Here is a 12,168-nt window from a genome sequence, read left to right as displayed (position 1 = left end):
GCACGTGCAAAGAAAGACAGCGCGAACATGATGACGTACCCTCACCGCGCATCCAGCGGATTCCTGAAATGAGCCTTGCAGGCCTATCGCTGGCGTTCGTGCTCATCGGCACCCCGCTGGCTCCCGATAGCGCGGACCTGCCGCAAATCGTCGCCGTGGAACAGGCCAGCACCGCTGCGCCGCAGCCCCAGGTGCCTGCTCCTGCGCCGACCACGCTCCCGCCCTGCCCGCAGGGCGCCGTCTTACCCTCTGCCCCGCCCGCACCCGGGGAACAGACGCCCGTGCCGGCCGAACAGGGCGCAATCGTTGTCACCGCACGCCCCGATTCGGAGCCGGGAGACCCGATGGTGCAGCTCAACGCGCAATCCTATGAGGTCGTGCAGGAGGTCGACGAGGCGCTCGTCGGGCCGGTCGCGATGACGTACAAGGAAGCGATCCCCAAGCCGATCCGGCACGGGCTGCGCAATTTCCTGCGCAATCTCACCGAGCCGATCGTGGCGCTCAACTTCATGCTCCAGCTCAAGCCCGGCAAGGCGGCAGAAACCGTCGGACGGTTCGCGCTGAATACCACGCTGGGCATCGGCGGGCTGTTCGATGTCGCCAAGCGCGATCCCTTCAAGCTGCCCTACCGCCGCAACGGCTTTGCCAACACGCTTGGCTATTACGGCGTCAAGCCGGGCGCCTATCTGTTCCTTCCGCTGATCGGCCCGACCACGGTGCGCGATCTGGTGGGCGGCGCGATCGACGGGATGTTGCTGCCCTCGGTGGCGGGCGCGCCATTCAACGACCCTTATTTCACCCTGCCCGCCGCCACGCTGAGCGCGTTGCAGGGCCGGATCCAGATCGACGAACAACTGAATGCGCTGCGCACCTACAGCAACGACCCCTATGTCGACGCGCGCGATTTCTATTTGAAGCGGCGCCAGGCAGAAATCGACGCGCTGCGCGGACGGACGCAATATCCGGATGGCGAACTTCCGTTCGTCAACCCGGGCACCGGCGGCCCGGTGCCGATGACGCCGATCGTGCCAGTGACGCCTGGCGTGAATTGCGTGCCGGTGGGTGGGTACTGAAGCGAGGGCTGCGGCGGGCATCCAATAAGCCCGTTCAGCCTGAGTGTGTCGGAGGTACGCGCCAAAGCTTGCCCCACACTCCACCGTCATCCTGAACTTGTTTCAGGACCCATCGCGCCCCAAGGACCGAAGCCGCGTGGGGAGAAATGGGCCCTGAAACAAGTTCAGGGTGACGGGTTTTCAGTCTCGGAAGGCAGTGCGGGGCCTTCGACAGGCTCAGGCTGAGCGGAGGTGGGGCGTCACTCGCGATTGCGCGATCTCCACCCCCTTCGCTCTCACGCCCCCTGCAACAGCCCTTCCTTCGTGATCCGCTCTTTCCACACGAGCGGCGCGAGCTGGTGGACATTGTTGCCTTCGCTATCCACCGCGACGGTCACCGGGAAGTCGCTGACCTCGAACTCGTAGATCGCCTCCATCCCCAGATCGTGGAAGCCCACGACCTCCGAGCCCTTGATTGCGCGCGCGACCAGATACGCCGCGCCGCCGACCGCCATCAGATAGGCGCTCTTGTGGTCACGGATCGCCTCGACCGCTGCGGGTCCGCGTTCGGCCTTGCCGACCATCGCGAGCAGGCCCTGTTCGAGCATCATCCGGGTGAACTTGTCCATCCGCGTGGCGGTGGTGGGCCCTGCGGGGCCGACGATTTCCTCGCCCACCGGATCGACCGGGCCGACATAATAGATCACGCGGCCACGGAACTCGACCGGCAGCTGCTCGCCCTTGCTGAGCATGTCCTGGATGCGCTTGTGCGCGGCATCGCGCCCGGTGAGCATCTTGCCGTTGAGCAGCAACCGGTCGCCCTGCTTCCAGCTCTGCACCACGTCTGGCGTCAGGTTATCGAGATCGACGCGGATCGCAGCCTTGTCCGGCGTCCAGTTGACGTCGGGCCATTCGGCAAGCTTGGGCGCTTCGAGATAGGCAGGCCCCGATCCGTCCAGCGAGAAGTGCGCGTGACGAGTCGCGGCGCAGTTGGGGATCATCGCCACCGGCTTGCCAGCGGCATGGCACGGCGCATCCATGATCTTGACGTCGAGGATGGTCGAAAGCCCGCCCAGCCCCTGCGCGCCGATGCCCAGCGCGTTGACCTTGTCGAAGATCTCGATGCGCATCGCCTCCACGTCGGTCTTGGGCCCGCGTGCCTTCAACGGGCCCATGTCGATCGGGTCCATCAGCGCCTTCTTGGCGAGCAGCACCGCGTGCTCCGCGGTGCCGCCGATGCCGATGCCCAGCATGCCCGGCGGGCACCAGCCGGCGCCCATCTGCGGGATCATCTCGAGCACCCAGTCGACGATGTTGTCGCTGGGGTTCATCATCTTGAACTTCGACTTGTTCTCGCTGCCGCCGCCCTTGGCCGCGACATCGACATGGACATGATGCCCCGGCACCATTTCGACGTGCAAAACACAGGGAGTATTGTCCTTGGTGTTGCGGCGGGTGAAGGCGGGGTCGGCCAGTACCGACGCGCGCAGCTTGTTTTCGGGGTGCAGATAGGCGCGGCGCACGCCCTCGTCGACGATCTCCTGCAGCGACTTCGATGTCTCGTCCATGCGGCAGTCCATGCCCCATTTGACGAACACATTCACGATGCCGGTGTCCTGGCAGATCGGGCGATGCCCCTCGGCGCACATCCGGCTGTTGGTGAGGATCTGCGCGATCGCATCCTTGGCCGCGGGCGACTGCTCGGCCTCATATGCCTCGCCCAGCGCGCGGATGTAATCCATCGGGTGGTAATAGCTGATGAACTGCAGCGCGTCGGCAACGCTCTCGATCAGATCGGCTGCGCGGATGGTAACGGTCATTGGCATTCCCCCGGATACTGGCGGCGCGGCTGTGGCGCTGTCGGATGAAGTGCGACCGTCTCTATTGTGCAGACGATGCTATCGCAAGGTGGGCCCCAAGGGAATGTGCGATGGCGATCGCCAGGCGATTCTCCCGCTTCGGTTTTCCATCCCGCAAAATTTGGCGTGCACAAGCCTGTGGAGAGGAAATTGTGGGGAAGCCTCAATTGCCCCCTTGCACTTTTTTGGCGCGGCTTTGGAGCGCGCGTCGCACTGTCCGTAGCCCGTCCCGCCATCGACGAAACGAATCCCAGATACGACGAACCGTTATGCAAATTAACCATTTACCCTCTTGCGCGGGATTCAGGATGAGGCACTATAGGTAGTGGGGTACGCAGCTGGGGCATACCAATAGCAGTGGACACAGAAGCATCGCGGGGGCAGACAAGCGCCTTCGCGTCAAGGGTTTTTGACCCTGTTTCGGCCTTCTGTTGGGGATAAGTTTTCCCCCGCTGATCCCGACAAGATGCTATACGGGACGCTTGCGCCCCGAGTCGAACATTAGCGGAACAAAGTGCCGCACAACAGATTATGGGGGCGTCATGGATTTCAGAGATACGGGCAAAGGCAACGCAGGCGATATGGGTGAATCAGATGTACTGGAAGCAGCCGAAAAGGCAGGAACCGCAACCGCTGCAGCAGCGCCGACCGGCGCGCTGGCGGCAGGCGAATCCAGCGCTGCCGAAATGGCGTTGATCGCGATGGCCGCGACTCAGGCTGCCGCAGCGCTGCCCGCCGACGTGCGCGACAGCAAGACCGTCGAAGCCCGCCGGTTTACCATTGTCACCGATACCAGCCGCGATGCGCTGCTCACCGATTTCGGCAAGGAAACGCTGGAAGACCGCTATCTGCTTCCCGGCGAAAACTATCAGGACCTGTTCGCGCGCGTGGCCGATGCTTATGCCGACGATCAGGAACACGCGCAGCGGCTGTACGATTATATCTCCAAGCTGTGGTTCATGCCCGCAACCCCGGTGCTGTCGAACGGCGGCACGGGTCGCGGCCTGCCGATCAGCTGTTATCTCAACAGCGTCGACGACAGCCTCGAAGGCATCGTCAACACCTGGAACGAGAATGTCTGGCTCGCCTCGCGCGGCGGCGGCATCGGCACCTATTGGGGCAATGTCCGCGGCATCGGCGAACCGGTCGGCCTCAACGGCAAGACCTCAGGCATCATTCCGTTCGTCCGCGTGATGGATTCGCTGACGCTGGCGATCAGCCAGGGCTCGCTGCGGCGCGGTTCGGCAGCGTGCTATCTCGACGTCTCGCACCCCGAGATCGAGGAGTTCCTCGAAATCCGCAAGGCATCCGGCGACTTCAACCGCAAGGCATTGAACCTCCACCACGGCGTGCTCTTGACCGACAAGTTCATGGAAGCGGTGCGCGATGGCGCGGACTTCGATCTTGTCAGCCCCAAGGATGGCAGCGTGCGCAACACGGTGAACGCCCGCGCTCTGTTCCAGAAGCTGGTCGAGACACGCCTGGCCACCGGCGAGCCGTACATCGTGTTCAACGATACCGTGAACCGGATGATGCCCGCGCACCATCGCGAGCTCGGCCTCAAGGTGTCGACCTCGAACCTGTGCAGCGAGATCACCTTGCCCACCGGCCGCGATCATCTGGGCAACGACCGCACCGCGGTGTGCTGCCTGTCGTCGCTCAACATCGAGACCTGGGACCAGTGGCACGACGACAAGCTCTTCATCGAGGACGTGATGCGCTTCCTCGACAATGTGCTGCAGGACTATATCGATCGCGCTCCGCCCGAAATGGCGCGCGCCCGCTACAGCGCGATGCGCGAGCGTTCGGTCGGCATGGGCGTGATGGGCTTCCACTCGTTCCTCCAGGCGCGCGGCCTGGGCTTTGAATCCGCGCTCGCCAAATCGTGGAACATGAAGATCTTCAAGCACATCGCGGCCAAGGCTTCGGAAGCTTCGATGATGCTGGCGCACGAACGCGGCCCCTGCCCCGATGCTGCCGACCAGGGCGTGATGGAGCGGTTCAGCTGCAAGATGGCGATCGCGCCGACCGCGTCGATCTCGATCATCTGCGGCGGCACCTCGGCGTGCATCGAGCCGATCCCGGCAAACATCTATACCCACAAGACGCTCTCGGGCAGCTTCGTGGTCAAGAACCCGTATCTGGAAAAGCTGCTCAAGGAAAAGTCGAAGGATTCGACCAATGTGTGGAACACGATCCTGGAAAAGGGCGGCTCGGTCCAGCATCTCGACTTCCTGAGCGCGGAAGAAAAGGACGCCTTCAAGACCAGCTTTGAGATCGACCAGCGCTGGCTGCTCGAACTGGCCGCCGACCGCACGCCCTATATCGATCAGGCGCAGTCGCTGAACCTGTTCATCCCCGCCGACGTCGACAAATGGGACCTCTTGATGCTGCACTTCCGCGCTTGGGAACTGGGCATCAAGTCGCTCTATTACCTGCGCTCGAAGAGCGTCCAGCGCGCAGGCTTTGCCGGCGGCGTCGAGGCCGACAACACCATTGAAGCGCCTAAGTTCGAACTGGGCGAGACGACGGACTACGACGAATGCCTGGCGTGTCAGTGAGACAATCCCTCTCCCACTGGGAGAGGGAGGGAGCCGCGCAGCGGCGGAAGGGTGAGGGCGACAAGGGAGCAATCATGCGCACCTATCACCGCCAACCTTCCGGCACCGTCTCCCGCGCCCGCCAGCTGCGCCGCGATGCCACCGATGCAGAGCGCGCGCTTTGGTTGGCCCTGCGCGAGAATTTCCCGGCTGCGCGGTTTCGCAGACAGGTACCGATCGGGCCGTACTACGCCGATTTCCTCAGCTTCCGCGCAAAGCTGGTGATTGAAGTGGATGGCGGCCAGCACGATCTACAGACCGAATATGATGCCGCCCGGACGCGCTTTATCGAAGCGCAGGGCTATCGGGTCATCCGGCTCTGGAACAGCGACGTTCTTCCCGATCCGGAAGGTGTCGTGAACGAAATATCCCTCTGCCTTGAGGCGGGGAAAGAATGACGAAGTCGCGGAAGGGCAAGGGTGACAACCTGAACTCAGCCGCATCACCCTCACCCTCCCAGGCTATGCCTGGGCCCCTCCCTCTCCCGACGGGAGAGGGGTTCAAGGAGTAACCGCATGTCCCTTCTCGAAGCTCGCACCCAGTACAAGCCCTTCGAATATCCCTGGGCCTATGATTTCTGGAAGCGCCAGCAGCAGATTCACTGGATGCCCGAGGAAGTGCCTCTGGGTGAGGATTGCCGCGACTGGGCGCAGAAGCTGACCGAGCACGAGCGCACTTTGCTCACGCAGATCTTCCGCTTCTTCACCCAGGCCGATGTCGAGGTGCAGAACTGCTATCACGACAAATACGGCCGCGTGTTCAAGCCGACCGAGGTCAAGATGATGCTGACCGCGTTTTCGAACATGGAAACCGTGCACATCGCCGCGTACAGCCATCTGCTCGACACCATCGGCATGCCCGAAAGCGAGTACGGCATGTTCCTCGAATATGAGGAAATGAAGGCCAAGCACGATTACCTCGCCGAGTTCGGCGTCGACAATGACGAGGATATCGCGCGCACGCTCGCGATGTTCGGCGGCTTCACCGAGGGTCTGCAGCTGTTTGCATCGTTCGCGATGCTGATGAACTTCCCGCGCTTCAACAAGATGAAGGGCATGGGGCAGATCGTCAGCTGGTCGGTGCGCGATGAAAGCCTGCACTGCGAGGGCATCACCAAGCTGTTCCACGCCTTCTGCGCCGAGCGCAACTGCCTGACCAAGGCGGTGAAGGAGGACATCATCGACTGCTGCCAGAAGACCGTGCGGCTGGAAGATGCGTTCATCGATCTGGCGTTTCAGGACGGCCCCGTCCACGGCATGACCGCCAAGGAAATCAAGCGCTACATCCGCTACATCGCCGACTGGCGTCTGGGCCAGCTTGGCTTTGCCCCGGTGTACATGATCGAGGACCACCCGCTCCCCTGGCTCGCGCCTCTGCTCAACGGTGTCGAACACGCCAACTTCTTCGAAACCCGCTCAACCGAATATTCCAAGGGCGCGACCCGCGGCAACTGGAACGACGTGTGGAGCGCCTTCGACAAGCGCCAGAAGAAGGGCGCGGCGAACGAAGCCGCGGTCATCGACGACGGCGAGGACATGTTCAAGCAGGCAGGGATCGCTGCGGAGTAAGTAAACATGGCCCGCACTGTCAATCTTGATGCAATGATTACTCGCTCAGATTTTGCTTCTAAGCAAGATGCTGAGTCGTCACAATCGAATAACTTTGCTGAAATCGCTTTAAAAGATTTAGCAGGTCACGGGGCATGGCTACCAAAACTGCTTAGAAAACCCGACTTTCAACGTGAGACAACGCAATGGACATCGAGCCAGATAACGACATTGATTGAAAGTTTTTTAGACGGCGAACTAATTCCGGCTGTCATTTTATGGGGCCCTAAATCTCATATTTTTGTCATTGATGGGGGCCATAGGCTTAGCGCTTTATTAGCATGGGTGCTTGATGACTATGGTGATGGTCCCCACTCATACCAGTATTTTGGAGGGATGATTCCAAACGCGCAGCGAGTACTGGCTCGGAAGACCCGTGCTGAAATCGAGACAAAAATTGGGCCTTTTTCACATTTTGCTAAGCAAATTTCCGAGGGGAATGATAACGTAGACCCCAAGATCGCCGGACGAATTGGCAATTTTGTAAGACGTGGGCTACAGGTTCAGTGGATATATGGCGACGCAGACAAGGCTGAATCATCTTTTTTCAAAATTAATACTCAGGGTTCTGTTCTTGATCCAGTTGAGGGCAGAATTTTAAGAAACAGACGTAAGGCCCCCGCAATTGCTGCCAGATCAGTTGTGAGAGCAGGCACAGGACATCAGTACTGGTCGAAATTCGACGAAAATGTTCAAGGCCATATTTCAGCCAAAGCCACTTCTATCCATCTTTCATTGTTTGCTCCTGAAATAAATACACCAATAAAATCAATTGATCTTCCAATTGGCGGGAGTTCATCCGTTACCGACGCCCTAGATATGCTGATCAATTTGTGTGAGATAGTGGATAGTGACAATAAATCAATTGAAAAATACGAAGATGACATAGATGGATCGGATACAGTCAAGCTTTTAAACAAACTTGAATCTGTAACATCAAATCTTGTTGGAAATCAATCCAAGAGCTTGGGCATTCATCCATTTGTGTATTTCTATACATCCAAGGGTAGACACTACCCACCATTGATGATGGGAATGTTTGCACTAGTATCTGAAAAAATTAAAAATAATGACAGGGAATGGTTTAAGATTTTTGCGTCCACAAAGCGAAGAGATATTGAGCAGACCTTAATTGAACACAAGACAATAATTACACTTCTTATCTCCGCTCTTGCGAGTGCACGACGAGCCAACGGCGGTAAAAAAGTTCTAGAGTACATTATAGAATCGGTCCGAAATGACGTTCGCATTTCTGCAGATGAAATTGCTCAAAACCTTGGATTGGAAAGTCGGCTTTATTCTATTCAAAGCAAGCCTGGCACCGACTTTTCCGAAGATGCAAAAAGCTCTGCGTTTTTAAGGGAAGCCCTCAAACAAGCCTTGAAGTGCCCACTGTGCCATGGATACTTGGATCCGGCAAAATCAATTTCTTACGATCATATAAAGCGAAAAAGCGAAGGTGGAAATGGTAGTGATGAAAATTGCCAACCGACTCACCCTTATTGTAATAGCATAAAGAATTAGGTCAGATTTTTTGTTCGGATGGTCAGGTGGGCCGTCCATTTAACATACAGTGTCTTATTGCGCCTCCCTTCTGTCAAGCCGGCAGAGTTTCCTCTGCTTCCCACAGGAATAAGTTGCACCCCTCCCGCCCCCTCCCCTAACCTCCTACCTTGGCGCTCGCGCCTTTGGGGGATGGACACACCAGCATGAGCCTGCCGTCGGCGGCATTGTTCGGGCTTACGATGATCGCGCTGCTTTTTGCGGTGGCAGCGGTGGTCGAGGGGCGTGCGGGGCTCGCGGTGCGCAGGCCCTGGCTGCGGCATGGCGCGTATACGCTCGCGCTCGGCGTCTATTGCTCGAGCTGGACCTTCTATGGCGCGGTGGGCAGCATCGTGCGCGATGGCTGGCAGTATCTGCCGATCTATCTCGCGCCGATCTGCCTGTTGCTGTTTGCGCCGCGCTTCTTGCGGCGGCTAGCCCACGCCGTGGCCGAAGAGCAGGCAACCACGGTCTCCGATTTCATCGCCGCGCGCTTTGGCCATGATGGCGGCGTGGCGCGGCTGGTCACGCTGATCGCGCTGGTTGGCACCATCCCCTATGTCGCGCTGCAGTTCCGCTCGATCGGCGGCGCGCTCGCCTTTGCCTCGGGCCAGTCAATCTCCGACGCGACGATGATCGGCGCGGCGGCGCTGCTGGCGCTGTTCGCGATCCTGTTCGGCGCGCGACGCTATGAACTCGCCGGGCGCAGCGAAGGGCTGGTCTATGCGATCGGGCTGGAATCGGTGATCAAGATCGTCGCGCTCACTGCGGTCGCGGGCGTTGCGGTGATGCTGCTGATCAATGCCGATCCGGTGGCGGTCAGCGGCGGCATGGAGCTGCTCGCAGCCAATTTCCGCCCCGAGCGGCTGTCGGTCGACTTCGGAGTCATCTTCCTGATCTCGATCATGGCGATCATCGCGCTGCCGCGGCAGTTCTATATGGGGCTTGTCGAGGCGCAGGAGCCCGGATCGCTCGACCGCGCACGCTTCGGCCTCGCCGCGTACTTGGCGGTGATGGCGCTGATGGCGCTGCCGATCGCGCTCGCAGGCGCCAGCCTGATGCAGCCGGGCGAGGGATCGGACCTGTATGTGCTCCAGGTTCCAGCCTTGGGCGACAACAGCGCGGTGCTGGTGCTCGCCTTGATCGGCGGGATCAGCGCGGCGGCATCGATGGTGATCGTCGACTCGACCGCGCTCGCCACCATGGTCTCCAACGACCTGATCTTCCCCGCATTGCTGCGCACCCGGCAGACCGATGCCGCAGAAGGCGCGCTGGGGCGACGGATGCTGCAGGTGCGGCGGCTGTCGATCCTGGGGATCGTGGTCGCTGCGCTCGCCTGGGCGCTGCTGATCCCGGCGCAGAACACGCTGGCATCAATCGGCCTAGTCGCCTTTGCCGCGATGGCGCAGTTCACCCCGCACCTGATTTTGGCAACGCAGGCGAGCGGCCGCGATGCATTGGCGGCGCGGGTGAGCCTGAGCGTCGGCTTTGCATTGTGGCTCTACACGCTGGCGCTGCCGCCGATCCTGCCCGATATGGTGGCACACGCGCTGAGCGGCAGCCTTTTCGATCCGCTGCGGCTGTTCGGCATCGGCAACGCCTCGCCTCTGGTGCACGGCGTCGCGTGGAGCCTGGGGTGCAACCTGCTGGCCTATAGCGTGGTCGCCGCGCGCAAGGTGCAGACGCCGCCGCTGCCGTGGACGCTGCGCGGCCAGCAGAAGATCAGCGATCTCGACGACCTCGCCCGGCTGACCGCGAGCTTTGTCGGACAGGAGCGCGCGCGCGCCGAGTTTCCCGATGCCGCCCCCGGCGTACCGGTCACCCGCGCCGCCGCGCAGCGCGCGCGCGACCTGATCGCGCGCGTGGTCGGGGCATCCTCGGCGCGCGCATTGGTCGCATCGGCGCTGGCGGGGAGCCAGATGAGCCTCGCCGATGTGACGCGGCTGCTCGGCGAGCGCGGCCAGTCGCTGCGCTTCTCGCGCGAATTGCTGGCGGCGACCTTCGAGCATGTCGATGCCGGGATCAGCGTGGTCGATTCCGAGATGAACCTGGTCGCGTGGAACAGCCAGTATCTCGACATCTTCGGCTATCCGCCGGGGCTGGTCCGGGTCGGCACGCCGATCGCCGACCTCATCCGCTACAACGCGCGGCTGGGTGATTTCGGATCGGAGGATATCGAGCACCATGTCCGCAAGCGGCTCAATCACATGCGGCGCGGGCAGCCGCACAGCTTCGAGCGGCAGCGCAAGGATGGCCGGGTGATCAAGACCGTGGGCGGCCCGATGCCCGGCGGCGGCTATGTCACCAGCTTCACCGACATCAGCGACGAGGCCGAGGTGCGCGACGAGCTGGAGCGCACACTGGCGCAGCTCGAGCAGCGCGTTGCCGAGCGCACCGGCGAACTGAGCGCCGCCAACCGCCAGCTCGCCGAGGCGACGCGCGACAAGACGCGGTTCCTCGCCGCTGCCAGCCATGATCTGCTGCAACCGCTGCACGCTGCGCGGCTGTTCACCGCCGCGCTGGCGCGCGATGCCGCGCCCAATACGCAAATGCTGGCGGGCCGGGTGGACAGCGCGATCAGCGCCGCCGATGGCCTGATCCGCGCGCTGCTCGACATCAGCCGGCTGGATGCAGGCGGGGTGGAGCCGAGCCCCGAGCCGGTCGCGCTTGCGCCGTTCCTCACCGATCTGGCGCAAAGCTTCATGCCGATGGCGGAGAGCAAGGGGTTGGCCTTGCGGATCGGCGCGCTGCCCGGAGACGTCCACACCGATCCCGGGCTGCTGCGCTCTGTCCTGCAGAACTTCCTCTCCAATGCGCTGCGCTATACGCAAGACGGCGGCGTGCTAATCGGCAGCCGGCGGCGCGGGAACCGGGTGCGGATCGATGTCTACGACACCGGCGTCGGCATCGCGCCCGAGCAGATCCAGAGCATCTTCACCGAGTTCACCCGGCTGGGTGAGGTCGAGGCCGACGGACTGGGACTGGGCCTCGCTTTGGCCGAACGGATTGCACGGCTGCTGGGCGGCGAGATTTCGGTGCGATCGGTGCCCGGCAGGGGGAGTAGGTTCAGTCTGTCGCTGCCGCTGAGCGCGCCGCAGGTCCAGACGGCAGCGCCCGCACGCATCACCCCCGCGCTGGCCCCGACGCGGGCGCTGCACGTGCTGGTGATCGATAACGATCCGATGATCGTCGAGGGCACGCTGTCGATGCTGGCGAGCCTGGGCCACCGTGCAACCGGTGCTGCCGATCCCGGGCAGGCGCTGGCCGCTGCCGGGTCGTTCGATGCGGCTTTGGTCGATTACCATCTCGGCACTGCGACCAACGGACTGGCGCTGATCGCCGCGCTGCGGCTGCAGCACCCCGGCCTGCCTGCCGCTCTGGTGACTGCGCAAGGCTCGCCCGATCTGGTGCGGCGCGCGGGCGCGCTGGGCGTATCGGTGATCGCCAAGCCCGCGGCGGCGGCGGACATCACGGGGTTTCTGGCAGAGGCAGCGGGAACCGCCTGAAT

At 61.7% G+C, this 12,168-nt stretch carries 7 protein-coding genes; 6 read left to right on the top strand and 1 reads right to left on the bottom strand.

The window, feature by feature from the left end:
* The first annotated feature begins 68 nt into the window (after positions 1 to 68).
* A complete protein-coding gene (locus IP68_RS06405; protein WP_054134125.1) occupies positions 69 to 1,073 on the top strand; it encodes a VacJ family lipoprotein in 1,005 nt (334 codons plus the stop codon).
* 275 nt (positions 1,074 to 1,348) lie between these two features.
* On the opposite strand, the gene IP68_RS06400 is transcribed toward IP68_RS06405, so the two are convergent.
* Positions 1,349 to 2,872, bottom strand: coding sequence for a fumarate hydratase (locus IP68_RS06400; RefSeq protein WP_054134124.1), 1,524 nt, complete (start codon positions 2,870 to 2,872; stop codon positions 1,349 to 1,351).
* 581 nt (positions 2,873 to 3,453) lie between these two features.
* Here IP68_RS06400 and IP68_RS06395 point away from each other — a divergent pair.
* The 5 genes from IP68_RS06395 (at position 3,454) to IP68_RS06380 (ending at position 12,166) form a co-directional block, all read left to right on the top strand.
* Positions 3,454 to 5,472 carry a ribonucleoside-diphosphate reductase subunit alpha gene (locus tag IP68_RS06395; RefSeq protein WP_054134123.1) on the top strand — a complete coding sequence of 673 codons (2,019 nt, stop codon included), beginning with the start codon at positions 3,454 to 3,456 and terminating at the stop codon, positions 5,470 to 5,472.
* A 74-nt stretch (positions 5,473 to 5,546) separates the two neighbouring features.
* Positions 5,547 to 5,909, top strand: coding sequence for an endonuclease domain-containing protein (locus IP68_RS06390; RefSeq protein WP_054134122.1), 363 nt, complete (start codon positions 5,547 to 5,549; stop codon positions 5,907 to 5,909).
* Positions 5,910 to 6,026: 117 nt separating this feature from the next.
* Entirely contained in the window at positions 6,027 to 7,079 is a 1,053-nt protein-coding gene (locus IP68_RS06385; RefSeq protein WP_054134121.1) for a ribonucleotide-diphosphate reductase subunit beta, read from the top strand.
* Positions 7,080 to 7,085: 6 nt separating this feature from the next.
* Positions 7,086 to 8,642: a DUF262 domain-containing protein gene (locus IP68_RS19715; RefSeq protein WP_082382169.1), complete on the top strand. Its 1,557-nt coding sequence runs from the start codon at positions 7,086 to 7,088 to the stop codon at positions 8,640 to 8,642.
* A gap of 185 nt (positions 8,643 to 8,827) precedes the next feature.
* A complete protein-coding gene (locus tag IP68_RS06380; protein WP_054134120.1) occupies positions 8,828 to 12,166 on the top strand; it encodes a PAS domain-containing hybrid sensor histidine kinase/response regulator in 3,339 nt (1,112 codons plus the stop codon).
* Positions 12,167 to 12,168 lie beyond the last annotated feature (2 nt).

Origin of the sequence: Blastomonas sp. AAP25, from assembly GCF_001295965.1 — a bacterium.
Lineage (GTDB): Bacteria > Pseudomonadota > Alphaproteobacteria > Sphingomonadales > Sphingomonadaceae > Blastomonas > Blastomonas fulva.
Note: the sequence above shows the minus strand (reverse complement) of the source record. Positions and strands in the feature narration are given on the sequence as shown.